Below are 22,056 nucleotides of genomic sequence, written 5' to 3'. Positions count from 1 at the left end.
CATGTCCATCTTCCTGAACAAGGACAACAAGGTCATCGTCCAGGGCATCACCGGCGGCGAGGGCACCAAGCACACCGCGCTGATGCTGAAGGCGGGCACCAACGTCGTCGGCGGCGTGAACGCGCGCAAGGCCGGGACCACGGTCAAGCACACCGACAAGGCCGGCAACGAGATCGAGCTGCCCGTGTTCGCCTCCGTCGCCGAGGCGATGGAGAAGACCGGCGCCGACACCTCGATCGCGTTCGTGCCGCCCGCCTTCTCGAAGGACGCCATCGTCGAGGCCATCGACGCGGAGATCCCGCTGCTCGTGGTCATCACCGAGGGCATCCCGGTGCAGGACTCCGCCTACGCGTGGGCCTACAACGTCGAAAAGGGCTCCAAGACCCGCATCATCGGCCCGAACTGCCCCGGCATCATCACCCCCGGCGAGGCGCTGGTCGGCATCACCCCGAACAACATCACCGGCAAGGGCCCGATCGGCCTGGTGTCGAAGTCGGGCACCCTGACCTACCAGATGATGTACGAGCTGCGCGATTTCGGTTTCTCGACCGCGATCGGCATCGGCGGCGACCCGGTCATCGGCACCACCCACATCGACGCCATCGAGGCGTTCGAGAAGGACCCCGAGACCAAGATCATCGTCATGATCGGCGAGATCGGTGGCGACGCCGAGGAACGTGCGGCCGCGTACATCAAGGCCAACGTGACCAAGCCGGTCGTCGGCTACGTCGCCGGTTTCACCGCGCCCGAGGGCAAGACCATGGGCCACGCAGGCGCCATCGTCTCCAGTGGTGGCGGCACCGCGCAGGCCAAGCAGGAAGCGCTCGAGGCCGCAGGTGTGAAGGTCGGCAAGACGCCGTCCGCGACCGCCGCGCTCGCCCGCGAGATCCTGGAGAAGGCGTCCATCGCTTCTGCCTGATCTCAATCTCACATCTTCGAAGGCCGCCTTCAGGTTTAACCTGGGCGGCCTTCGTCGATTTATCCACAGGCGGTGGTTTATCCACAGCCTGCATCGGTAGGTGATGACCGGGGGCGTGGCGTGCAGTAGCGTCAGGTATCGGATCAGGCACCAGTCAGTTCGACGCGACCGATGCGCACGACTCGACAAGGAGACGACGAGACATGTCATACCCGACCGGGGGCTCCGGGTACAACACACCCGCGACACCCGCCGCGCCTCAGGGCCAGAGCACCGGAGCCGCTGCGGCTGCGCCATCGACCGGTTCGGAAAGCTCCCCAGCCAAGGGGCTGCCGTTCATTCTGACCGCGGCGACTGCCGGACTCGGTGTGCTGACGTTCCTGCTCGGCTTCCTGCCGTACATCGGTTCCGAGCCGACCACCATCGGCGGCACCACCATCGGCACCGATGTCACGTTCAGCCTGTTCGAGTGGTCGGGCAACGGCGCGATTCTCGCGCTGCTGCTGGTCGCCGGCCTGCTGGCCGGGGTGTCGCTGCTGCCGAAGCAGGATCTGCTCGGCGTGGCCGCCGCGACCGCGCTCGCCGGTTTCCTCACCCTGGTGATCGTGACCTTCGTCGGCGCTCCCGACGGCTCCGAGCTCGAGATCGGCGCCTACCTGGTGCTGGTGCTCGGCTTCGCGACCGCCGCCGTCGCCGTCGCGGGGCTGCTCTTCAAGCTGGGGATCATCAAGGCACCCGCGCCGAAACCGGCTCAGCCGCAACAGCAGCCGGGCCAATACGGTCAGTACGGCCAGCAGCCGGGCTACGGCCAGCAGGGCTACGGCCAGAACACCGGCCAGCAGTCCTACGGCCAGACCGGTTACGGCCAGACCCAGACCGGTGGGCAGTACCCGCAGCAGTCGCCGTACGGCCAGCAGAGTTCGCCGTCGATGCCGCAGGCACCGCAGCCGTCCTACGGCCAGCCGGGTCAGCAGGCCTACGGTCAGCCCGGTCAGCAGCCGCCGCAGTCGCCGTACGGCCAGCAGTACGGCGCGCCGCAGCAGCAGGCGTCGCCGTACGGTGCGGCGCCGCAGGCACAGCCGCGTCCGGATGAGAGCGCGACGCAGACCTTCGGCGGTGCGCAGCCGCAGGGCCAGCCGTTCGGTGCGCCGAACTTCGGTGGCGCGCAGCAGCCTGCGCCCGGGCAGCCGCAGCCGTTCGGTGGTGAGCAGACCGCCGATCCGGCGGCCGACGCCACCACGGCGTTCCGCCCGAACGACGACAACAAGTAGAACCGAAGAACAGAACGGCTGCCGCGTGGTGGTCCAGGATCGATCGCGAGCCCACAGGTACGCCTGTGGGCTCGCGGCGCGCCTGACCCGCGGCCGCCGGGGAAGCTGACACGCTGAATTGTCATGAGCGCCCGTAACTCCCTCGTGCGCCGGACCTCCGGGTCACGCGGCATCGGGGAGACCGTCGTCGCACCACCGTCCGGGCCCGAGCCCGGCTGGTGGTCACTCTCGCCCGAGCGGGCGCGGACCCTGCTGCTGGTCGCGGCGCGGCCGACGATCACCGCCTTGGCGGCCACGGTGCTGCTCGTGCTCGTGGTCATGCTCACCACCGGTACCGATCTCACCAGTGCGCCCGCCGCGGTCGCCGCGACTTGGCTTGCCGCCCATCAGGTTCCGCTCACAGTCGGCCGGACGACGCTCGGCCTGCTCCCGCTGGTGCCGACGGCGGTCCTGGTCTGGCTGGCCGCCCGCGAATGCGCGCGTGCGGTCCCCAACCGGCCGACCCCGGTCGAGCTGGGCTGGCTGACCGGTGCGGTGCTGGCCGGGCCGCTGCTCATGACGGCCGTCTGCCTCGCCGTCACCGGTGATGCCGCAGGCGTCATCCCGCTCGAATCGCCCGGCCCGATCGCGGCGTTCGGGTGGGTGCTCGTGCTGTATCTGGGCGCGGCAGCCGCCGGAATCGCGAGCCGGGCGTGGAGTTCGGTGTGCGCGTTCGTGCCGATCGAGATCCCGGTTTGGGCGGTCCTCGGCGCCCGGGCAGCGCGACGCACCGTCTTGCGCATGCTCGGCTGTGCCGCGCTGGCCACCGTGATCTCGTTCTTCGTGCATCTGTCCCGGCTCGACGGCGCTTTTCAGCAGGCACACAACGCCACCGATGTACTTGGTATGACCCTGCTCTCCCTGCTCTATCTGCCGAATGTGGTGATCGGCGCGGCAGGCATCCTCAGTGGGGCGGCCGTGCTGTTCGGGGCCGGATCGGTGGGTCTGTTCGGGGTGACGGGCGGACACATGCCGGTCGTGCCCGCGCTGATTCCCGTCCCGGAAGGACCCGCGTCCCCGTGGTGGGCCGTGCTGCTGCTCGTCCCGCTCGCCGTCGGGGTGCTCGGCGGGATCGAACTCGGCCGCACCAGCGACGACCGGCCCGGCGCGCCGTGGGCGACGCTCACGTGTGCCGCGCTGTCCACGCTGACGTTCCTGGTGCTCGCGATTCTCGGCAGCGGTCAGCTCGGCGCCGTCGGATGGGTCGGTGTCGATCTGCTGATGCTGGTCGTGCTGATGGTCACCTGGTTCGGTTTCGGCGGCTTCGTCGGGATGGTGTTCGCCCGCCGCTTCCTGACGCCGACCGAGCCCGAGGAGGACTACGACGCCGACGACGAGTACGAGTACGAGGACTACTACTACTACGACGACGACGAGTACGACGACGATCCCGCCGACGACGACCCGGTCGAATACGACGATCCCGCAGTCGAAGTCGACGGCGAACTGGTCGAGGACTTCGACGACGAGCTCGAAGTGAGCATCGCCGCACCCGGCTCCACCGACGAGCCCGCCGACGACATCGTCGACGTCGAAGTGGTCGAGTCGGACCTGCCGGACGAGGACAAGACCCCCGGTCGCTAAGCTCGACCCGGCGCCTATCGCCATCGCCGCCGCCCGATCACACGCAGGAGTAGAGCGCTGACGTCCTCGTTTGCCCCGTGGAAGCCCGCCAGAACACCGGCTACCGTCGTCGTTCTGGCCTCGGGCACCGGCTCGCTGCTCAACGCACTGCTGGCCGCCGCGCGCGAGCCCGGCTACCCGGCGCAGATCGTGGCAGTCGGTGTCGACCGGGACTGCCCGGCCACCGCGCATGCCGACGCCGCCGGAGTGCCGCACTTCAAGGTGGGACTCAAAGATTTCGCCGATCGGGAAGCCTGGAACGTCGCCCTCACCGAGGCAGTCGACGCGCACAAGCCCGATCTGGTGGTCCTGGCGGGCTTCATGAAAATCCTCGGCCCCGCGTTCATGGAACGTTTCGGCGGCCGGCTCATCAACACCCACCCCGCGCTGCTGCCGTCGTTCCCCGGCGCGCACGGGGTGCGTGACGCGCTCGCCTACGGGGTCAAGGTCACCGGCTGCACCGTGCACCTGGTCGACGCGGGCGTGGACACCGGCCCGGTCCTCGCGCAGGAAGCGGTCGCCGTGATGCCCGGCGACGACGAGGACACGCTGCAGGAGCGCATCAAAGTTGTCGAGCGACGGTTACTGGCGGAGGTCATCGCCGCCGTCGCGACGCGAGGCATTGTCTCCGACGGACGAAAGGCAGAAATACCAGTGAGCGAGCACGCCGGTGAGTGAACGTAAGGCGATCCAGAGGGCGCTGGTGAGCGTCTACGACAAGACGGGGCTCATCGAGCTCGCCACCGGGCTGCACGCGGCCGGTGTGGAGCTGGTGTCGACCGGGTCGACCGCGGGCAAGATCGCCGAGGCCGGTATCCCGGTCACCAAGGTCGAGGATCTGACCGGGTTCCCGGAGACCCTGGACGGCCGGGTCAAGACGCTGCACCCCCGGGTGCACGCGGGCATCCTGGCCGACACGCGGCGCGCCGAGCATGTCGATCAGCTCGTGGAGCTGGGTGTCGAGGCGTTCCAGCTGGTGGTGGTGAACCTGTACCCGTTCACCCAGACCGTGGCCAGTGGCGCGAGCGTCGACGAGTGTGTCGAGCAGATCGACATCGGCGGGCCGTCGATGGTGCGTGCCGCCGCGAAGAACCACCCCTCCGTGGGTGTGGTCGTCGACGTCAGCGATTACGACGACGTGCTCGCCGCGGTGAAGTCCGGCGGGTTCACCCTCGCCGAGCGGACCGCGCTGGCCGCCAAGGCCTTCCAGCACACCGCGAGCTACGACGTGGCCGTCGCGAGCTGGATGGGCTCGGTCGCCGTGCCCGCCGTCGCCGAGGAGACCGAGCAGTTCCCCGGCTGGGTCGCCGGTTCGTGGGAGCGTGCCGCGGTGCTGCGCTACGGCGAGAACCCGCACCAGGCCGCCGCGTTGTACACCAGCAACGACGGCACGGTCGGGATCGCGCAGGCGAAGCAGTTGCACGGCAAGGAGATGTCGTACAACAACTACACCGACGGTGACGCCGCCTGGCGTGCCGCGTTCGACTTCGACGAGCCCGCTGTCGCGGTGATCAAGCACGCCAACCCGTGTGGCATCGCCGTCGCCGCCGATATCGCCGAGGCGCATCGCAAGGCGCACGCGACCGATCCGGTCAGTGCTTACGGTGGCGTGATCGCCGCGAACCGTGAGGTCAGCGTGGAGATGGCCGAGCAAGTCGCCGAGATCTTCACCGAGGTGATCATCGCTCCCGGGTACGCGCCCGGCGCGGTGGAAGTGTTGCAGCGCAAGAAGAACGTGCGCGTGCTGGTGGCCGACGCCCCGCAGCGCAAGGGCGTGGAACTGCGCCCGATCAGCGGCGGTGCGCTGCTGCAGGACCGCGACGTGCTCGACGCCGCGGGCGACGATCCGGTCAACTGGACCCTGGCGGCGGGCGACCCGGCTGATGTCACCACCCTGGCCGACCTCGAATTCGCCTGGCGCGCATGCCGTTCGGTGAAGTCGAACGCGATCCTGCTCGCCGAGGACGGCGCCGCGGTCGGCGTCGGCATGGGTCAGGTCAACCGCGTCGACTCCTGCAAGCTCGCCGTCGAGCGCGCGGGTGAGCGGGCAAAGGGCTCCGTCGCCGCCTCCGACGCCTTCTTCCCGTTCTCGGACGGGCCGGAGATCCTGGTGGCCGCGGGCGTTCGCGCGATCGTGCAGCCCGGTGGTTCGATCCGCGACAAGGACACCATCGAGCTCTGCAAGGAAGCGGGCGTCACCCTGTACCTGACGGGTGCCCGCCACTTCGCGCACTGATCCCAGAAGCGGGTGCCGCGCCGAATCCTCGGTGCGGCACCCGTTTTCGTTTATCCGGCGTCGAGCACCGTGCGGGTTCCCAGCGGGTCTCGGAGGGGGATTTCCAGCGTGCCGAGGATCATGTTCATGGTGCACATCTTGTTCACGGAATCCGCCCGCGTGCCGGCGCGCAGGGCGACGGTGACGGTCTCGGGAGTTTCGGTGACCGTGGCGTCGACGGCGTAGCACTCGGGGTTGCCGGTCTCGAAGTTGACGCCGATCTTGTTGTCGCTCACGCGATTCCAGGACGTGAAGGGAATCGGGTGTGGGTCGACGAGGGTGGGATCGGCGGTGAGTAGTTGGCCGATACCGGGATTCGGAGCTTCGGGACGGGTGTTCGTGTGCGACGTATCCGGTTGGGGCGCAGGATCATCCGAGGTTGCGCAGCCGGTGAGGGGTGCGATCAGCACGGCCACGGCTGCCGCGGCGACAGTGTAACGCGACATCGTTGTCATGGTTGCACCATAGTCCGCACGGCCACACCGTGAACTTTCCGCGAACCCTGCGCATAACCCCTCCGTATGCCCGCCGCGAGGACTACATTCGGCTGCGATGTGGCTGTGGCAATCGGCCGGCATCTCCTGTTGGGCTCTGCAATTGGCAACCTTCGAAAGGAACAACGTGGCCGACACGCTGCGCGTAGGCGAAGAACTGGGACTTGGTCAGTCCCTGACCGGCGGTGCTTACACCCTGACACTGCAGCCGGACGGCAACCTGGTGCTGACCGAGCCCGACGGCAACGTCGTCTGGGCCGCGATGACGCACGGGCAGGACGCGCAGCGCGCGGCCCTGCAGCACGACGGCGACTTCGTCGTCTACAGCGGTGGCGGCGCGCGCATCTGGGCGACCGACACCAGCGGCAAGAATGTCGAGAAGCTGGTCGTGCAGCCCGACCGCAACGTGGTGCTCTACGGCACCGACGGTTCAGTCGCGTGGGCTACCGCCACCGTCACCGACAACCCGCTGCCCGCTCCCGGGCCGGTCGCCGCCGCCCCGATCGCCGAAGAGGTCCCGCCGCCGCCCGCCGCGCAGACCTACACGGTCGAGTCGGGCGACACCCTGTGGGCCATCTCGGAGCGCTTCTACGGTGACGGCAACCGTTACCAGGAGATCGCCTCGGCCTCGGGGATCGACAATCCGGACCTCATCAACGAGGGCCAGGTACTGACCATTCCGTGATATCGGCGCGCTGGCGCGCGCGTGTCCGCGGCCCTGAGGGGCCGCCGGTCAGGCACCGTTGCTTGCTCCTTCGTCGCCTACGCAACGGCGCCTGACCGGCGACCCGGCCGCGGACGGGTCGGTCGTAAGACTCCCTCCGTGGGGGTCGGCTTTTCGAATGAAAGTGGCCCCGAAGCTATTGCCTCGGGGCCACTTTCGCGCGTACTGCTACTTGGTCGTGGTGAACGGCAGCAGCGCCATCTCGCGGGCGTTCTTCACCGCGACGGCGACTTGACGCTGCTGCTGCGGGGTCAGGCCGGTGACGCGGCGGCTGCGAATCTTGCCGCGATCGGAGATGAAGGTGCGCAGCAGATTGACGTCTTTGTAGTCGACGTACTCGATGCCCGCGGCGATCAGCGGATTCTTCTTCGGCTTACGGCCCTGGTCGGCGCGTGCCTTCTTGGACGGTGCTCGCTTCACTGCCATGCGATCTCCTCACCAGCTCGATTTGTGGACCCCGGGGAGCTCACCCCGATGGGCCATCTCGCGCACACGAACACGGGAGAGGCCGAATTTGCGGAGATAGCCGCGTGGGCGGCCGTCAGCAGCGTCCCGATTGCGCAAGCGTACCGGACTGGCATTGCGCGGTTGGCTGCGCAGTTCGGCCTGGGCGGCGGCGCGCTCGGCGTCGCCGGTGCTCGGCTTGCGGATGAGTTCCTTGAGCTCGGCACGCCGGGTCGCGAACCGTTCGACGATCTCGCGCCGCTGCTCGTTGCGGGCGATCTTGGACTTCTTCGCCATCAGCGCTCCTCGCGGAAGTCGACGTGGCGGCGCACGACGGGGTCGTACTTGCGCAGCACCAGCCGGTCGGGATCGTTGCGGCGGTTCTTGCGGGTGACGTAGGTGAAGCCGGTGTCGGCGGTGGACTTCAGCTTGACGATCGGCCGGATATCGGTCGCTTTCGAGGCCATGTTCAGCTCCTAGATCTTGTCCCCGCGAGCGCGGATGCGGGCCACCACAGCCTCGATCCCGTCGCGGTCGATGGTCTTGATGCCCTTGGTGGAGACCGTCAGCGTGACGCGGCGGCCCTCGCTGGGCAGGTAGTAGGTCTTGTGCTGGATGTTGGGGTTCCAGCGTCGGTTGGTGCGCCGGTGCGAGTGCGAGACGGCTTTTCCGAAGCCGGGCTTACGACCGGTGACCTGGCAGTGGGCCGACATGCGACCTCCTTCCATGGTTATGACAACCATTTTCGACAACGATTATTCCGCACTGTACAGTCGCCCCGAGGTAAATGAAAATCATTGTCGAAAGGGGTTTCGGATGCTGGACCAGGCAGACCGGAGAACGCCCGTGGTGCTGCTGGCCGGCTTCTCCGGACCCGCCATGGGCGGCGTCGAGCACATCGCGGCGATGTTGGGCGAGGACGCCGGGACTGTGGTGCTGCATCACGATCTCGCCGAACTGCGCGAAGGTGTGGTGCGCCGCACGATGACCACCGCGGGCACCACGAGCGTCACGGTGCTCGAGCTGGCGCACGGGTGTGTGTCGTGCACGCTGCGTGCCGACCTGCTGCCGATGCTGTGCACGCTCGCGGCGCGCGAACACGTCAAGCGGATCGTGCTGGCGCTGGATCCGGGCATCGAGGCCGAGGCGTTGTGCCACGCGATCGAGCATGTAGTCGTCAGCGGGGTGGCCGATCGCGTCGACGGGCCCACCGGGCGCACCGTGCGGATCGAGGCGGTGCTGACCTGTCTCGACGGGCAGCAGTGGCTGGCCGACGCCACCGGCGACGAGGTACTGGCCGATCGCGGGCTCGCCTCGGCCGACGACGAGCGCACGGTCGCGCAGGTGGCCGTCGGTCAGGTCGACTTCGCCGACGCGCTGGTAGTGCTCACCGCCGGCGCCGACGCGCTCGACCTCGAGCGCCTCGGGGCCGTGCTGACCAGGCTCACGCCCGCCGCGCCGATCGCCTGGCTGCATGACCTACCCGGCCTCGACGCCATCGAAATCGGTGCCCTGCTGACGCGCGTGCCCGCGGAGTCGCGCCGCGGCCGGATCTTCGACGCGCACGCGCCGCTGTTGCGCGGACAGCCGCCGCTGAGCACCGACTGCGGCGTCTCGATCGTCGAGTTCGCCGCGCGCAGGCCGTTCCATCCCGAGCGGCTGCACGAGGCGCTCGACGTCCTGTTCGACGGTGTTGTCACCGCCCGCGGCCGGATCTGGCTGGCCACCCAGCCCGACCATGTGGTCTGGCTCGAGTCGGCCGGTGGCGGGCTGCGGGTCGGCGGCGCCGGGCGCTGGTTGGCCGCGATGAGCGCCGAGGAACAGGCCGCCGCCGACCCGGACCGGCGGGCGATGGCCGCGCTGGGCTGGGACGAGCGGTTCGGCGATCGCGATGTGTCGCTGGTGATCCTGGCCCACGACGCCGACCCCGCCGAGATCCGGCACGCCCTGCACTGGGCGCTGGTCGAGGACGACGAACTACTGCTCGTCGACCGGGCCCCGGAACGAGTCGCGTTGTGGGAGGACCCCTTCGGCGACTGGCACCAAGATCCCTGCGCCGATCCCACCGAGGCAACAGCCTCGGCGAGCGAGCGCACAAACCCGAGAGGAGAAACGGCATGAAAGCGGGCATACACCCCGACTACCACCCCGTCGTGTTCGAGGACGCGAGCACCGGGAAACAGTTCCTGACCAGGTCAACCGCGACCAGCAGCCAGACGATCGAATGGGCCGACGGGAACACCTACCCGCTCATGCTGGTCGACGTGACCTCGGATTCGCACCCGTTCTGGACGGGCACCGCCCGCAACCTCGACACCCAGGGACGGGTCGAGAAGTTCGAGCGCAAGTACGGAAAGCGCTCCCGCGCAGGCAAGGAAGGCTGATCATGGCGGTCCCCAAGCGCAGAATGTCGCGCTCGAACACCCGCAGCAGGCGCTCGCAGTGGAAAGCGGAAGTCCCACAACTGGTCCCGGTGACCGTGGCGGGCGTCGAATACCGCGTACCGCGCCGCATCGTCAATGCCGTCCGCAAGGGAATGATCGACCCCGCCCGCCTCTGACATGACAATGGCCTGCCAGGAATGCCTGGCAGGCCATGTGTTGTCTGGAAGCTTTCAGCCCTCGCGCTCGGCGAGTTCGACCAGGGTCGCGGCGAGCTGGAAGAACTTGTTGTTGCCCAGGTCGGCGATGGTCTTGATCTTCAGCGCCTCGAGCAGCTGCTTGTCGTGCGCCTCGGTGAGGCCGGCCAGCGCCGACGGGGGCGCGGCGAGAATTTCTGCGAGCGTCTTGTTCTCGAATTCCTTGTCGAGGACTTTGTCGAGCACCACGTTGACGGCCATGCGAACTCCTTCGAACGAACCTTGGATGTGCCGGGCGAGACGAATGCGCCCTGCAGCGACCATAACTCGGTTCCCGCACTGCGTGGTGAGGTTCCACGTGGTCGGCGGTTCGTTCTGGTCGGCCCCCTGTCCAGGGGCCTTACTTCCGCACTGTTGTGCCTGTTCAGGGCCTTAAATGTGGGCGGGCGGCAACCGCTCCGTTAACGGTGTGATGCGCGCCACTTGGCATGGGCGCTCTGATCGGCTTGCGGAGGGTTTGCTGGCCATTGAATTACCAACTCTTGGTTTGTTTTTCGCCACAAGAAAATTCCCCAACCACTGATGCGGAGTCCCGCGCGGGTATGTACTCTCGTGCGGGAGGGCGGGTTCTCCGAGTCAGGAGAACCCGCTCATCGCCACTTCAGGGGCAGTTTCCCGGCGAATCTCCACAGGTCGCGAGAGCTCGGCTCAGCAGGGCGGACGACCGGAATTATTCCGACAAACCGGACGTTAGCTGGTTGCCTCTCAGTGCACCGAGACAGGCTGACGCACCTGAGCCGCCGCGTCCCGCCGATCCGGTGCCACCAGCACCGCTGTGATCGGCACCGTCAGACCGAGCGCGCCGATCACGAACATCGGGAACACCAAGTCGAACAGCGGGATCCCGGCCGGCGTCCGGATGCCCGGATCGATCGAGAACTTCAGCGCGGCGACGGCCGTGTAGTACACCGCCGCGACGCCCAGCGCGAACAGCACCGACACCAGCACTCGCATCGGCACCCGGCGGACCACCTGCGACACCCACAGCGTCGCGGTGCACAGCGCCATCGACACCAGCACGGCCACTCCGATGAGACCGAGCGACTCCTCGACGGTGCCCTGCACGGCGAGCGCGTCCAGGGTCAGAAAGGTCGAAAGCCCGACGCTCAGCCCCATCGTCAACCCGCCGATGATCAGCCGCGGCACCTGCGTGGTCCGGCCACTGATCAGCAATCCGGCCAGCACGCCGACCACCGCGATGGCCAGCGCCGCCGCACCGAGCGCGAGGTTGTACCGCATGGCGCTGTCGTTCACGCGCATCGCGAGCAGCGCCACCGAATTCGCCAGCCACAGCCCGACTCCGCCGAGCGAGACCGCCGCCATCGTCAGCCAGACCAACCGGAACTTGATCGAGTACTTCGCGTGCCGGATACAGGCGAACGCCACCAGCGCGCCGAGCGCCGACAGATCCAACGCGAGCCACGCGATACCGGTGCCGTGCGCGAAGGTTTCGGCACCGCTCGCGGCAAGCACATCAAGCACGCCTGCCCGCTCCTTCGAACTGCTGCGGCTCGAGCTGGGCGATGGCGTATTCGGTCACCGCCGCCAGCGCCTGACGGACCTCGACGGCATTGCGCGCGTCGATGTCGACGATCGGGATGCCCTCGCGCACCGAGAGCGCTTCGCGCAGTTCGGCGATGGGGAAGCGCGGGGCGTTGGGGAAGCGGTTGACCGCGATCAGGAACGGCAGTCCGCGTGCCTCGAAGAAGTCGACGGCGGCGAAACTGTCTTCCAGCCTGCGGGTGTCGATCAGCACCACCGCGCCGATGGCGCCACGGATCAGGTCGTCCCACATGAACCAGAACCGTTTCTGACCCGGCGTGCCGAACAGGTAGAGCACCAGGTTGCCGGGCAGCACGATACGCCCGAAGTCCATGGCGACGGTGGTGGTTTCCTTCTCCGGCGTCTCGGCGAGATCGTCGATGCCGTCGGAGAAGTGCGTCACCATCGCCTCGGTGCGCAGCGGCACGATCTCCGATACCGCACCGACGAAAGTCGTTTTGCCCGCACCGAATCCACCGGCCACCACGATCTTGGTCGACGCGACTCGTTGTTCCTGTGTCGGCGGGCGCATGCCATCAGAGGCCACGGAGTCCACGCAAAGTCCTCTCCATCAGTGATCGGCGTTCGTCGTAGCTCGCCTGCTCGGTCAGCGTCGAATGCACTCGAAGAATCCCGCCCACTACGAGATCGCCGATCATCACCCGGACCATACCCAGTGGGCGACCAAGGTATGCGGCAATCTCGACGACAGAAAGCCGATGTGTGGCAAGACGCACGATTTCGATCCGCAAATCGCCTGCGGACCAGTCGTTGTGCGCTGTATAAGAGACCGTTTCCACGACCGCCTCCAGGGGCAGTGCGATCGCGGGTTCGGTGCGGCCGGAGGTCAGTGCATAGGGCCTGACTCGCGTCGTGGGCCGCTGATCGGATCCGTAAGGGCTCGACATCTCACCTCAGCCGGCGGAGCGGGCGGTGGCGGTGACCGCCGAGCCCACCCGGTCGACGAGCAGTGCCATCTCGTAGCCGATCCGGCCGATGTCGTGGCTCTTGTTGGCCAGAACCGCCAGGTGCGAACCGTTTCCGACGCTCATCACCAGCAGATAGCCCCGCTGCATCTCCACGATCGACTGCATCACCTTGCCGCCGTCGAACAGGTGCGCCGCACCCATCGACAGGCTGGCCAGGCCCGCGGTGACCGCGGCCAGCTGCTCGGCGCGATCGGCGGGCAGGTGCGGACTGGTCGCCTGGAGCAATCCGTCGGCGGAGACGAGCACCGCGTGCGAGACGCCGGGCACGTCGCGGGTGAAGCGGGCGACCAACCAGTTCAGATTCTCGTCTGTGGGGTGCGCGTTGCTCATTCGAGGCCTCCGTCGTTGTACTGGATCTCGGCACGGCCGCTGCGGACGCCGCTGAGATGTCGGGTCAAGTTGTTGCGGATCTCCTCGGGGTCGCGCGCGCCCGCTTCCTCCGCGGGGGTGAGCCCGCCCGGGACGAGCTGGGCGCCCGGCTTGCGGATCGGCAGCCCGCCGCTCGTGCGCGAGGACGTGGGTGGGTGGTCCGCCTCTGCGGCGGCCGACCAGCCCGCGTCGCCGGGGGCGCTCCACGACCCGCTGTTGCCGTTACCGGATTCGGTAGGGGCGGAGGCGGGTTCGACCAGCCACTCCGAGACCATCCGCTGGTAGATCGGGGTCGGCGCCGGGCCGGAGACCGGCTGTAAACGGGTGCTCGTCGTCGGCATCGGGTCGGCGTCGACCGGCCGCGACACCGGCTCCGGCTCGGGATCCGGCGGCACGGCAGGCGTGGCGAGCTCGGCGAGTGCGTTCGCGGGTATGCGTTGCGGCAGGCCGAAGGGCGTCGAGTCGGCGGCGGGCGTAGGCGGATCGGTGGACACCGGGAGATCGTCGGTGTCGTGTTCGTGCTCGGCCCACATGCCCACCGGCGCGGCGTCCACGTCGGGCTCGACCGCGACCGGTTCCGGTGGCGGCGCCGGTACCGAGGCCGGAACGCGTTGCGGGAGACCGACGCTGGTGAGCGGGGTCTTCGGCGTGCCAGTGCCGTTGGCCGGGACGACCGGATCCGGACTCGCGGGCGTGTAGATCGGGGGCAGTGGTGATGCCGGGAGATCGGGGAGGTCGAGCCCGGTCACCGCGTCCAGAGAGACCAACGGGCGCGGGCCGATCGGCATGATCGGATTCGGGCCGGTGATGTCGGCCGGAGTCAGGGCGTACGGGCCGATTCCGGCGGGCATGATCGGATTCGGGCCGGTCGCCAGTGGATTCGGTCCGGTGGACTGGCCCGCCGACGGGACGGGCGGCGACGGCGCGACGAGCGCGCTGGGCAGATGCACACTGGCGGTGATGCCGGGCTGCGGTGCCGCACCGCTGGTCCGGCGCAGGCTGACCGTGATGGTGTGGCGCTTGGCGAGCCTGCCGACGACGAAAAGACCCATCCGGCGCGCCGTCTCGATGGTGACCTCACCACCGGAGGCGAGCCGGTCGTTGGTCGTGCGCAGATCCTCGGCCGACATGCCGAGGCCGCGGTCGGTGATCTCGATCAGATAGCCGCTGTCGACCGCCCGGCCGACGATGACCGCCACCGACGTGCTCGGCGGGGAGTAGCGCAGCGCGTTGTCGATGAGCTCGGCCAGCAGGTGCTCGATGTCGACCGCGGACTCACCGGCGACGACACCGTCGGGCACATTGCCGATCTCGACCCGCTGGTAGTCCTCCACCTGCGAGACCGCGCTCCAGAGCATGTCCGACAGCGGCACCGGCGGCAGATGACCGCGGCGCAGCACGGTGCCCGCGAGCACGAGCAGGTTGTCGCCGTTGCGGCGCATACGGGTGGCGAGGTGGTCGAGGCGGAACAGCGTCTGCAGGCGCGAGGGGTTGTCCTCGTCGTGCTCGAGTTCCTCGATGAGCGCGAGCTGCTGTTCCACCAGCGACTGACTGCGCCGCGACAGCGTCTCGAACATGTTGCCGATCTGCAGGCGCAGACGGGCCTGGTCGCCCGCGAGATTCAGGGCCTGCTCGTGGATCTCGTCGACGGCACGGGCCAGCTGGCCGATCTCGTCGGTGGAGTGCACACCCACCGGGGTGATCTCCGGCGTCGCGCCGCCGCTGCGAACCACGGCGAGCTCGTCGGGCAGCTTCACGTGAGCCACCTCGAGCGCGTCGCGTCGCAGCCTGCGCACCGGCACCACCAGGGTGCGGGCCACGGCCAGCGCGAGCGCGAGGCCCGCCAGCAGCATGCCGAGCACCAGGGTGGTCTCCCGCAGGGCGCCGGTCTGGGCGGTCGCGGTGTTGCTGTCGAGGGTGTGGTCGACGGTGTCGAGTAGCGCCGAGATGGTGGACGAATAGGTGTCGGCGCTGACCTGCAGGGTGTTGAGCACCGCGGCGTTGGTGGTCGGGTCGCCGTTGTTCTGGCTGAACACGCTGATCCGGGTCTGCACCGCGTCCAGCAATGCCGCCTGATTGCCCGCGTGCTCGGGCAGGACCATCGCGTAGGTCTTGATCATGTTCGCTTCGGCGCCGAGCTCCACGAGCATCTTCGCCCGCGCGCTCTGGCTGCGACCCGACTCGGGCGCGACGACCAGCGTGCGTTCCCTGGTGAGGATCCGGCGCGATTGGTGCAGCGCGGTCAGCTGCAGGAAGTAGCGCTGCACGACGGTGTCGTCGACCTGCGGGGTCTGGGCGAGCGCGTTGCCGATTCGTTCGCCGATCATGTCGGTCTGTTCGCTGACCATCGCCGGGGAACCGCCGCGCACCGTATTGCGCAGGGTGGCGCCGGTGGTGACGGCCGCGTTGAGCTCCCTGGCGACGCCGGGTTCGATGCGGGCCGTGCGCAGCGCGCTCTGCACCTCGGCCAGCGCCTGGTCATAGGTGGTGAGCGCGGCGTCGGTCTGCGGGTCGGCGATCGCACCCCAGTTGGCCGTCGCGGCGACGGCGAGTTGCTCGGTCGCGGTGGCGAATTTGACGACGGGACGGATGACGGTGGCCTGTTCGGTAGCCGCGCCGAGCTGCGTCATCGTCTGCAGTTCGTTGTTGATGCGCAGCACCGCGAAGGTGGTCGCGAGCATCACCGGCAGCACCAGCACCACACCGACCTTGCGCGTTACCGACCAGTTGGACAGGCTGAATTGCCAGGAGCGCGATGCAGGTTCCATCCGCGTGCGTTGCCTCTGCTTCCACGTGTGACCCCGGCCCGCGCGGGGAGGTCGCGGAGCGATGCGAGCGCAGAACCAACTGGAGGTCTTCTTTTACCGCAGGAAAGATACCGTGCTGGGTGGTCAACGGCAATCCGGGCGGCTCGTTTCATAATTCTCCGAATAGCCGCCGCCACAACGACGATTCGGCCGATCTTGTCAAGACCTACAACCGATCCGCCGAAGTGCTGTGCGCGGACACGTCGACTCGCCCGGCGGCCCTCTCAGTACGTTCTCAGTCGATCACGGCAAACTACAGCCATGCGCATTCTGGTAGTCGACGACGATCGCGCGGTGCGGGAATCACTGCGCCGGTCACTGAGCTTCAACGGCTACACCGTCGACCTCGCCGTCGACGGTCTGGACGCACTGGAAAAAGTGACCGCATCCAGGCCCGATGCCCTCGTCCTAGACGTCATGATGCCGCGCCTGGATGGCCTCGAAGTGTGCCGCCGACTGCGCAGTACGGGCGACGATCTGCCGATTCTCGTTTTGACCGCGCGCGATTCGGTATCCGAACGGGTGGCCGGGCTCGACGCGGGTGCCGACGATTATTTGCCGAAGCCTTTCGCGTTGGAGGAATTGCTCGCGCGTTTACGGGCGTTGCTTCGCCGGCGTACGCCAGATCCTGGTGAAGCGTCCGAGGCGATGGTGTTCGCTGACTTGTCGCTGGATCCGGTCACCCGCGAGGTTTCGCGCGGCGAACGCGCGATCAGCCTGACGCGCACCGAGTTCTCGTTGCTCGAGATGCTGATGGCCAATCCGCGCCGGGTACTCACCCGCGGCCGGATCCTCGAAGAGGTCTGGGGCTACGACTTTCCCACCTCCGGCAACGCGCTGGAGGTCTACATCGGCTATTTGCGGCGCAAGACCGAGGCCGACGGCGAAGAGCGATTGATCCACACCGTGCGTGGCGTCGGCTACGTGCTGCGCGAGACCCCTCCGTAGGCGGGCGCTATGGCACACAAGGAACCGGTGGTCGCCGTTCTCGGCAGGCCGCTCGACGCGAGCGAGATGCGTCCCCCGACCCCGCTGACCAGGTCGGTCTCGCTGCGCTGGCGGGTGACCCTGCTGGCGGCGTCGGTGGTGCTGATCGCGGTCGCGCTCACCTCGATCGCGGCCTACGCGATGGTGGCGCGCGCGTTGTACGCCGATGTCGACGCGCAGCTGGAGGCGCGCGCGGCGACGATGATCAACAACAATTTCGAGACCGCCGGTTTCCAGTCGATCGTGCTGGCGGGGCTGTTCTCCAACGATGTCGGCGTCGCGTTGATCTACTCCGGCCACAAGCCGTATATGCCGCCCCAGCAGACGATTCCGCCGGTCGGCGCCCAGGAGCTCGCCGTGGCCGACGGCAAGATCAGCTCCTCGCTGCGCACCGTCGGCGACCAACGGGTCCTCGCCGCGCGCACGAACAGCGGCGCGACGCTGATCATCTCGCAGAAGCTCTACCGCACCCGCGAGGTGCTCGACCAGCTGGCCTGGCTGCTGTTCGTGGTCGGCGCGTGCGGTGTGGTGCTGGCCGCCGCGGCAGGCACCGCGGTGGGGCGCACCGGCCTTCGCCCGATCGCCCGGCTCACGGCGGCGACCGAGCGCATCGCCCGCACCGATGACCTGACGCCGATTCCGGTGACCGGTGACGACGAATTAGCCAGTCTCACCGAGAGTTTCAACACGATGCTGCGGGCGCTGACCGAATCACGCGATCGTCAGCGCAGGCTCGTCGCCGACGCGGGCCACGAGCTGCGGACCCCGCTCACCTCACTGCGGACCAATATGGAGCTGCTCATCGCCTCGGGCAGGCCGGGCGCGCCCCAGTTGCCGGACGAGGACATGGCCGAATTGCGCGCCGATGTGGTCGCACAGATCGGTGAGCTGTCGACGCTGGTCGGCGACCTGGTCGATCTCGCCCGCGAGGACGCCCCCGAAACCGTCTACGAGCGGGTGGATCTCGGTGAGGTGGCCGAGCGCGCGCTCGAGCGTGCACGGCGTCGGCGGGTGGGGATCACCTTTGTGGCCGATCTCGCGCCGTGGTTCGTCTACGGGCACGAGGCGGGGCTGGAACGGGCCGTCCTCAACGTCCTCGACAACGCGGCCAAGTGGAGTCCGCCCGACGCGGTCGTGCAGATCGCCATGCGCCCGGCCGGACCGGGCCTGCTCGAACTGGCCGTCGGCGACGCGGGACCCGGCATCCCCGCCGGCGAACGGGAACTGGTCTTCGAACGCTTCTACCGCACCACCGCCTCGCGCTCGATGCCCGGATCCGGGCTCGGGCTGGCGATCGTCAAACAGGTCGTGACCAAACACGGCGGCACCATCGCCGTCGACACCTCCGATCGCGGCGGCGCGCTGGTCCGGATCGTGCTGCCGGGGGAGGCGCCGACCGTGCTCGACGAGGTCGACGACGAGTGAGCGCCGGAGTCTCGGCGAACTGATAGTCCGATCTCAGGCGCCTCTCAGTAGCCATCAGGAAGCTGGTCAGCAAGCGTGAGGAGACAGATACCATGACCGACGATCCCCAGCACCCCGCTGACCGGCCCGCCGCTACCGGACCGGGCGACGCGGGCCATCCCGCCGAGTCGGGCCCGCCGGCCGGGAATCAGGGGCAGGCGCCAGGCTCCGGCGGCCAGCCACCCTACCGCGACCCGTCCCATGGACAGGCGCCCCACGGCGGACAGGCGCCCTATGGGGGGCAGCCGACTGCGCCGTTCGGGGCTTCCGCGCCCTACCACGGCCCCATGTCGTTCGGTGGCCAGCCCGCGCAGGGTGGCCAGGCGTCACACGGCGGTGCCCAGCCGCAGGCATTCGGGCCCGTGCAGACTCCGCAGCGCAAGCCGTTGCGGCTCGGCCTGGTCGCCGGTGCGACGGCCTTGGCTCTGGTCAGCGGTGGTGTCGGTGGCGTTGTCGGAGTGCTGGCCGCCGACTCGGGTTCCGCGCCGGTGACCAACGCGCTCGAGGTGCCGAAGCCCGAGGTGAACACCGTCGCCAACGCGCCCGCCGGGTCCACTCAGGCCGTGGCGCAGCGGGTGCTGCCCAGTGTCGTGATGATCAAGGTCGCGGGAAGCCGCGCGTCCGGCGAGGGTTCCGGGGTCGTGTTGTCCTCGGACGGGCTGATCCTCACCAACAATCACGTCGCCGCGGGCGCCGGTGCCGCGGCGAAGATGGAAGTGGTGTTCAGCGACGGCAGCACCGCGCCCGCCACCATGATCGGCGCGGATCCGGTGTCCGACCTGGCGGTCATCAAGGTCAGTGGCAAGACCGGCCTCACGCCGATCGAACTCGGCACCTCCGACGGTCTGGCTGTCGGTCAGCCGGTGATCGCGATCGGTTCCCCGCTCGGCCTGGCCGGCACGGTCACCACCGGCATCGTCTCGGCCCTCAATCGGCCGGTCTCGACCAGCGGCGAGGGCACGCCGAGCCAGGTGAACCCGGTGATCGACGCGATCCAGACCGACGCGGCGATCAACCCGGGCAACTCCGGCGGCGCGCTGGTCGACGGGCAGGGCAAGCTGATCGGCATCAACACCGCCATCGCCAGCCTGGGCGGCGAGGCGGCGGGCGGCACCCAGAGTGGGTCGATCGGCCTCGGGTTCGCGATCCCGGTGGATCAGGCGCGCCGGGTGGCCGACGAACTGATCAAGACCGGCCACGCCACCTACGCCCAGATCGGCATCAAACTGCGCCCGCAGGACACCGCCGCGCGCGTGCTCGAGGCCACCCCAGGCGGCCCCGCGGCGAATGCGGGCATCCCCACCGGTGCCGTCATCACCCGTCTCGACGACCGTCCCATCGATTCCGGCGACGCGCTGATCGCGGCCGTCCGCTCACACCAGCCAGGAGACAAGGTGAAGGTGACTTACACCGACGAACAGGGCGGTAACTCCAAGACCGTCGAGGTCACGCTCACCGCCGCGGCGGCGGAAGGCGGCCGATGATGCGTTCGAACGCAAACCTGTCGTGCGTAAGCGCTACGGTGATGACCATGGACATCGATGCTCCCGTGGCAGGGCGCGCACTGGTTGTTGTCGTCGACGATCGGACGGCTCATGGCGGCGTGGATTCGCTCGGCCCGCTCGTCACCGAACTGCTCAACGAGGCCGGGTTCCTCGTCGATGCCTCGGTGACGGTGCAGGCCGAGGAGGTCGAGATCCGCAACGCGCTCAACACCGCGGTGATCGGCGGAGTCGACCTGGTGATCTCGGTCGGCGGCACCGGCATGTCGCCGCGCGATATCACCCCTGAGGCCACCACCCAGGTGCTCGACCGTGAACTGCCCGGCATCACCGAGGCGCTGCGCGCGTCCGGCCGGGTCGCCGGCTCGCTCGACGCGGGCTTGTCGCGTGGTGTCGCGGGCATCTCCGGCAGCACCCTGGTGGTGAACCTGCCGGGCACCCGCGCGTCGATCCGCGACGGGATGGCGACCCTCGGCCCGCTGGCCAGCAAGGTGATCGGCGAGCTGTCCGGTCTGGACGAATGACCTCCGACTCCCACGCCCCGGTTCCCGGCCCCGATGATCAGGGCCGGGAACCCGCTTCGGCGGAGGCGATCCGGCGCAAGGCGGCCGAGGCGGCGCGGCTGGCGCGGATCTTCGGCGATGTGCTGCCGGAAACCACCGGTGACGAGCGCGGCGAGGGATCGGGCGGCGCGGGCGGCGACGAATGGTTACGCTCCCAAGTTCCCCCGCATCACGGGTGATCGTCCCGTTATCTACGTAGCCGCTACGTAATAGGCGATCTTCGAAAAGCCGTTTTCTGAACGAACGTGAACGGCGGACAAATACTCGAGACCACGCGAAAGCGTGGTCTTTTGTCGTTCGCCGACCCAGATCGTTATCTCCGACGGGTTCCTGTCAAGGTGCCATGACAGGAGTCTTCGCGACTGCATCAATGCACGTCAAGGCATGTGGCGATGTACGAATGTGTGCTGTGGTTCACAGTGAAATTTACGAACTCTTTCGTTGCCGTGTCCATAGAACGGCGTTTAATGTTCGCCATTGAGCCACCAACTATCGGTCCCCGCAGTACTCCCACCTCTGTGCGTTGAACCACCCGGTGGAACCCTGGCTCGGGTTCGCCACACCGGCCCCGGCCGTATCGTCGAAATAACAGTTGGTTACGTAACGGCAACAAAGGGGCGACACACTGATCTGGGCCCTGTGAGGTCCATTTGTCCGGCTTCGAAAGTCGAAGTCGGCTGTTAGACACCTGATGAGGGGAAGTATGAGCGAGAACCGCACCACCGGTGTGCGCCGTGGCGTCCGTGCCGCGGGCGTCGGCGCTGCCGCGGCCGCCGTGGCCATGGGCCTGCTGTCGACCGGTGCCGCCAACGCCGATACCTTCGTGCCGTTGCCGGACGGCCAGAAGGTCAGCCCTGCTGGCGTGACCATCACCCGCACCCACGAGTCCGCACTGATCTCGCCGTCGATGGCCGCCAACGGCGCGGGACGCGTCGTCTGGGTCTCGGGCACCGCGATCGCCGAGGTCACCGAGACCCCCGAGGGCGAGGTCGGCCCCTGGAACGGCCCGACCGGCCGTCCCGGCTCCAACAACTCGTCGACACACGGCACCTCCCAGTTGAACACCGGCTACATCGTCGGTTGCCAGGTGAGCATCGCCGACGACGCGATCGGCGCCGGTCTCTCCGGTGGTCTGAGCACCGGTGGCGTGAGCGCAGGCGGCTCCATCGGCGTCAACCTCGGCCCCGGCGAAGTGAAGTTCGTGCAGATCAGCTCGAAGGACATCCTGAAGGCCGGTACGTACGCGATCGACTACCAGGACGCGGAAATCGAGATCCAGGGTTGCGCCGGCTACGCGCAGGCCCGGGCGTACACCGTCGTCGAGGTCATCGGCGACAACTACTCGAAGACCACCCTGTACGGCATGCCGTTCAGCATCGGCTGACGTCTTTCGATCCGGCACGAAT

General features: G+C 68.2%; 26 protein-coding genes. 15 read left to right on the top strand and 11 right to left on the bottom strand.

Going from position 1 to position 22,056, the window contains the following annotated elements; all coding sequences use genetic code 11:
- The first annotated feature begins 1 nt into the window (after window position 1).
- The 5 genes from sucD (at window position 2) to purH (ending at window position 6,088) form a co-directional block, all read left to right on the top strand.
- Window positions 2-919, top strand: a complete 918-nt coding sequence (sucD, locus tag ACQHI0_RS24360) for a succinate--CoA ligase subunit alpha (protein ID WP_427904135.1) — start codon at window positions 2-4, stop codon at window positions 917-919.
- Window positions 920-1,122: 203 nt separating this feature from the next.
- Window positions 1,123-2,190, top strand: coding sequence for a DUF5336 domain-containing protein (locus tag ACQHI0_RS24355; protein WP_427904134.1), 1,068 nt, complete (start codon window positions 1,123-1,125; stop codon window positions 2,188-2,190).
- A 123-nt stretch (window positions 2,191-2,313) separates the two neighbouring features.
- Entirely contained in the window at window positions 2,314-3,813 is a 1,500-nt protein-coding gene (locus ACQHI0_RS24350; protein WP_427904133.1) for a DUF6350 family protein, read from the top strand.
- A gap of 36 nt (window positions 3,814-3,849) precedes the next feature.
- Complete coding sequence (gene purN / locus ACQHI0_RS24345) at window positions 3,850-4,530, top strand: phosphoribosylglycinamide formyltransferase (RefSeq protein WP_427909280.1); 681 nt, start codon at window positions 3,850-3,852, stop codon at window positions 4,528-4,530.
- Window positions 4,523-6,088, top strand: a complete 1,566-nt coding sequence (gene purH / locus ACQHI0_RS24340) for a bifunctional phosphoribosylaminoimidazolecarboxamide formyltransferase/IMP cyclohydrolase (RefSeq protein ID WP_427904132.1) — start codon at window positions 4,523-4,525, stop codon at window positions 6,086-6,088. The genes purN and purH overlap by 8 nt, the downstream gene beginning before the upstream one ends.
- A gap of 50 nt (window positions 6,089-6,138) precedes the next feature.
- Here purH and ACQHI0_RS24335 read toward each other — a convergent pair whose 3' ends face one another.
- On the bottom strand, window positions 6,139-6,573 hold the full coding sequence (locus ACQHI0_RS24335; protein WP_427904131.1) for a hypothetical protein: 435 nt from the start codon (window positions 6,571-6,573) through the stop codon (window positions 6,139-6,141).
- A 175-nt stretch (window positions 6,574-6,748) separates the two neighbouring features.
- Between ACQHI0_RS24335 and ACQHI0_RS24330 the strand changes: the two genes are divergently transcribed.
- A complete protein-coding gene (locus ACQHI0_RS24330) occupies window positions 6,749-7,306 on the top strand; it encodes a LysM peptidoglycan-binding domain-containing protein (RefSeq protein WP_427904130.1) in 558 nt (185 codons plus the stop codon).
- A 207-nt stretch (window positions 7,307-7,513) separates the two neighbouring features.
- On the opposite strand, the gene rpsR is transcribed toward ACQHI0_RS24330, so the two are convergent.
- The 4 genes from rpsR to rpmB are packed head-to-tail and all read right to left on the bottom strand — an operon-like array spanning window position 7,514 to window position 8,502.
- Window positions 7,514-7,771, bottom strand: a complete 258-nt coding sequence (gene rpsR, locus ACQHI0_RS24325) for a 30S ribosomal protein S18 (RefSeq protein WP_067449582.1) — start codon at window positions 7,769-7,771, stop codon at window positions 7,514-7,516.
- A gap of 9 nt (window positions 7,772-7,780) precedes the next feature.
- Window positions 7,781-8,086: a 30S ribosomal protein S14 gene (rpsN, locus tag ACQHI0_RS24320; RefSeq protein WP_427904129.1), complete on the bottom strand. Its 306-nt coding sequence runs from the start codon at window positions 8,084-8,086 to the stop codon at window positions 7,781-7,783.
- A complete protein-coding gene (gene rpmG, locus ACQHI0_RS24315) occupies window positions 8,086-8,256 on the bottom strand; it encodes a 50S ribosomal protein L33 (protein ID WP_378635921.1) in 171 nt (56 codons plus the stop codon). Before rpmG ends, rpsN begins: the two co-directional genes overlap by 1 nt.
- A 9-nt stretch (window positions 8,257-8,265) precedes the next feature.
- Window positions 8,266-8,502, bottom strand: coding sequence for a 50S ribosomal protein L28 (gene rpmB, locus ACQHI0_RS24310; RefSeq protein WP_364411662.1), 237 nt, complete (start codon window positions 8,500-8,502; stop codon window positions 8,266-8,268).
- 103 nt (window positions 8,503-8,605) lie between these two features.
- On the opposite strand from rpmB, the gene mrf reads away from it, so the two are divergent.
- Genes mrf through rpmF form a run of 3 tightly spaced genes read left to right on the top strand, consistent with a single transcriptional unit; the run spans window position 8,606 to window position 10,349 of the window.
- Window positions 8,606-9,910, top strand: coding sequence for a ribosome hibernation factor-recruiting GTPase MRF (mrf, locus tag ACQHI0_RS24305; RefSeq protein WP_427904128.1), 1,305 nt, complete (start codon window positions 8,606-8,608; stop codon window positions 9,908-9,910).
- On the top strand, window positions 9,907-10,173 hold the full coding sequence (locus tag ACQHI0_RS24300) for a type B 50S ribosomal protein L31 (protein ID WP_427904127.1): 267 nt from the start codon (window positions 9,907-9,909) through the stop codon (window positions 10,171-10,173). The genes mrf and ACQHI0_RS24300 overlap by 4 nt, the downstream gene beginning before the upstream one ends.
- Before the next feature lie 2 nt (window positions 10,174-10,175).
- Window positions 10,176-10,349 (top strand): 50S ribosomal protein L32, encoded by a 174-nt coding sequence (gene rpmF / locus ACQHI0_RS24295; RefSeq protein WP_056813984.1) that lies wholly within the window; start codon window positions 10,176-10,178, stop codon window positions 10,347-10,349.
- 54 nt (window positions 10,350-10,403) lie between these two features.
- Here rpmF and ACQHI0_RS24290 read toward each other — a convergent pair whose 3' ends face one another.
- The 6 genes from ACQHI0_RS24290 to ACQHI0_RS24265 form a co-directional block, all read right to left on the bottom strand.
- Entirely contained in the window at window positions 10,404-10,628 is a 225-nt protein-coding gene (locus ACQHI0_RS24290) for a hypothetical protein (RefSeq protein ID WP_278261368.1), read from the bottom strand.
- Window positions 10,629-11,132: 504 nt separating this feature from the next.
- Window positions 11,133-11,909 carry an MHYT domain-containing protein gene (locus ACQHI0_RS24285; RefSeq protein ID WP_427904126.1) on the bottom strand — a complete coding sequence of 259 codons (777 nt, stop codon included), beginning with the start codon at window positions 11,907-11,909 and terminating at the stop codon, window positions 11,133-11,135.
- Entirely contained in the window at window positions 11,902-12,501 is a 600-nt protein-coding gene (locus tag ACQHI0_RS24280) for a GTP-binding protein (protein WP_379238986.1), read from the bottom strand. The genes ACQHI0_RS24285 and ACQHI0_RS24280 overlap by 8 nt, the downstream gene beginning before the upstream one ends.
- Before the next feature lie 4 nt (window positions 12,502-12,505).
- Window positions 12,506-12,877, bottom strand: a complete 372-nt coding sequence (locus ACQHI0_RS24275) for a DUF742 domain-containing protein (RefSeq protein WP_067449576.1) — start codon at window positions 12,875-12,877, stop codon at window positions 12,506-12,508.
- 6 nt (window positions 12,878-12,883) lie between these two features.
- Window positions 12,884-13,288: a roadblock/LC7 domain-containing protein gene (locus ACQHI0_RS24270; RefSeq protein WP_056813970.1), complete on the bottom strand. Its 405-nt coding sequence runs from the start codon at window positions 13,286-13,288 to the stop codon at window positions 12,884-12,886.
- Entirely contained in the window at window positions 13,285-16,095 is a 2,811-nt protein-coding gene (locus ACQHI0_RS24265) for an ATP-binding protein (RefSeq protein WP_427904125.1), read from the bottom strand. The genes ACQHI0_RS24270 and ACQHI0_RS24265 overlap by 4 nt, the downstream gene beginning before the upstream one ends.
- Before the next feature lie 300 nt (window positions 16,096-16,395).
- Between ACQHI0_RS24265 and ACQHI0_RS24260 the strand changes: the two genes are divergently transcribed.
- From ACQHI0_RS24260 to ACQHI0_RS24235, 6 genes are all read left to right on the top strand, one after another.
- Window positions 16,396-17,082 carry a response regulator transcription factor gene (locus ACQHI0_RS24260; protein WP_378911181.1) on the top strand — a complete coding sequence of 229 codons (687 nt, stop codon included), beginning with the start codon at window positions 16,396-16,398 and terminating at the stop codon, window positions 17,080-17,082.
- 9 nt (window positions 17,083-17,091) lie between these two features.
- The gene (locus tag ACQHI0_RS24255) at window positions 17,092-18,546 is read left to right on the top strand and encodes an ATP-binding protein (RefSeq protein WP_427904124.1); all 1,455 of its coding nucleotides are present in this window, start codon (window positions 17,092-17,094) and stop codon (window positions 18,544-18,546) included.
- 92 nt (window positions 18,547-18,638) lie between these two features.
- Window positions 18,639-20,069 carry a trypsin-like peptidase domain-containing protein gene (locus tag ACQHI0_RS24250; RefSeq protein ID WP_427904123.1) on the top strand — a complete coding sequence of 477 codons (1,431 nt, stop codon included), beginning with the start codon at window positions 18,639-18,641 and terminating at the stop codon, window positions 20,067-20,069.
- Entirely contained in the window at window positions 20,069-20,611 is a 543-nt protein-coding gene (locus ACQHI0_RS24245; protein WP_427904122.1) for a MogA/MoaB family molybdenum cofactor biosynthesis protein, read from the top strand. The genes ACQHI0_RS24250 and ACQHI0_RS24245 overlap by 1 nt, the downstream gene beginning before the upstream one ends.
- The gene (locus ACQHI0_RS24240) at window positions 20,608-20,829 is read left to right on the top strand and encodes a hypothetical protein (protein ID WP_427904121.1); all 222 of its coding nucleotides are present in this window, start codon (window positions 20,608-20,610) and stop codon (window positions 20,827-20,829) included. The genes ACQHI0_RS24245 and ACQHI0_RS24240 overlap by 4 nt, the downstream gene beginning before the upstream one ends.
- Window positions 20,830-21,353: 524 nt before the next feature.
- Entirely contained in the window at window positions 21,354-22,034 is a 681-nt protein-coding gene (locus tag ACQHI0_RS24235) for an MspA family porin (RefSeq protein ID WP_427904120.1), read from the top strand.
- Window positions 22,035-22,056 lie beyond the last annotated feature (22 nt).

It is taken from the genome of Nocardia sp. FBN12 (assembly GCF_050320175.1).
Classification (GTDB): domain Bacteria; phylum Actinomycetota; class Actinomycetes; order Mycobacteriales; family Mycobacteriaceae; genus Nocardia.
This window is presented reverse-complemented; position numbering and strand designations above follow the sequence as displayed.

Excerpts from the sequence above, each read along its gene's own strand:
- sucD (WP_427904135.1), top strand. The coding sequence starts at position 2 with ATGTCCATCTTCCTGAACAAGGACAACAAGGTCATCGTCCAGGGCATC.
- ACQHI0_RS24355 (WP_427904134.1), top strand. The coding sequence starts at position 1,123 with ATGTCATACCCGACCGGGGGCTCCGGGTACAACACACCCGCGACACCC.
- ACQHI0_RS24350 (WP_427904133.1), top strand. The coding sequence starts at position 2,314 with ATGAGCGCCCGTAACTCCCTCGTGCGCCGGACCTCCGGGTCACGCGGC.
- ACQHI0_RS24335 (WP_427904131.1), bottom strand. The coding sequence starts at position 6,573 with ATGTCGCGTTACACTGTCGCCGCGGCAGCCGTGGCCGTGCTGATCGCA.
- rpsR (WP_067449582.1), bottom strand. The coding sequence starts at position 7,771 with ATGGCAGTGAAGCGAGCACCGTCCAAGAAGGCACGCGCCGACCAGGGC.
- rpsN (WP_427904129.1), bottom strand. The coding sequence starts at position 8,086 with ATGGCGAAGAAGTCCAAGATCGCCCGCAACGAGCAGCGGCGCGAGATC.
- rpmG (WP_378635921.1), bottom strand. The coding sequence starts at position 8,256 with ATGGCCTCGAAAGCGACCGATATCCGGCCGATCGTCAAGCTGAAGTCC.
- rpmB (WP_364411662.1), bottom strand. The coding sequence starts at position 8,502 with ATGTCGGCCCACTGCCAGGTCACCGGTCGTAAGCCCGGCTTCGGAAAA.
- mrf (WP_427904128.1), top strand. The coding sequence starts at position 8,606 with ATGCTGGACCAGGCAGACCGGAGAACGCCCGTGGTGCTGCTGGCCGGC.
- ACQHI0_RS24300 (WP_427904127.1), top strand. The coding sequence starts at position 9,907 with ATGAAAGCGGGCATACACCCCGACTACCACCCCGTCGTGTTCGAGGAC.
- rpmF (WP_056813984.1), top strand. The coding sequence starts at position 10,176 with ATGGCGGTCCCCAAGCGCAGAATGTCGCGCTCGAACACCCGCAGCAGG.
- ACQHI0_RS24290 (WP_278261368.1), bottom strand. The coding sequence starts at position 10,628 with ATGGCCGTCAACGTGGTGCTCGACAAAGTCCTCGACAAGGAATTCGAG.
- ACQHI0_RS24280 (WP_379238986.1), bottom strand. The coding sequence starts at position 12,501 with ATGCGCCCGCCGACACAGGAACAACGAGTCGCGTCGACCAAGATCGTG.
- ACQHI0_RS24275 (WP_067449576.1), bottom strand. The coding sequence starts at position 12,877 with ATGTCGAGCCCTTACGGATCCGATCAGCGGCCCACGACGCGAGTCAGG.
- ACQHI0_RS24270 (WP_056813970.1), bottom strand. The coding sequence starts at position 13,288 with ATGAGCAACGCGCACCCCACAGACGAGAATCTGAACTGGTTGGTCGCC.
- ACQHI0_RS24265 (WP_427904125.1), bottom strand. The coding sequence starts at position 16,095 with ATGGAACCTGCATCGCGCTCCTGGCAATTCAGCCTGTCCAACTGGTCG.
- ACQHI0_RS24260 (WP_378911181.1), top strand. The coding sequence starts at position 16,396 with ATGCGCATTCTGGTAGTCGACGACGATCGCGCGGTGCGGGAATCACTG.
- ACQHI0_RS24255 (WP_427904124.1), top strand. The coding sequence starts at position 17,092 with ATGGCACACAAGGAACCGGTGGTCGCCGTTCTCGGCAGGCCGCTCGAC.
- ACQHI0_RS24250 (WP_427904123.1), top strand. The coding sequence starts at position 18,639 with ATGACCGACGATCCCCAGCACCCCGCTGACCGGCCCGCCGCTACCGGA.
- ACQHI0_RS24245 (WP_427904122.1), top strand. The coding sequence starts at position 20,069 with ATGCGTTCGAACGCAAACCTGTCGTGCGTAAGCGCTACGGTGATGACC.
- ACQHI0_RS24240 (WP_427904121.1), top strand. The coding sequence starts at position 20,608 with ATGACCTCCGACTCCCACGCCCCGGTTCCCGGCCCCGATGATCAGGGC.
- ACQHI0_RS24235 (WP_427904120.1), top strand. The coding sequence starts at position 21,354 with ATGAGCGAGAACCGCACCACCGGTGTGCGCCGTGGCGTCCGTGCCGCG.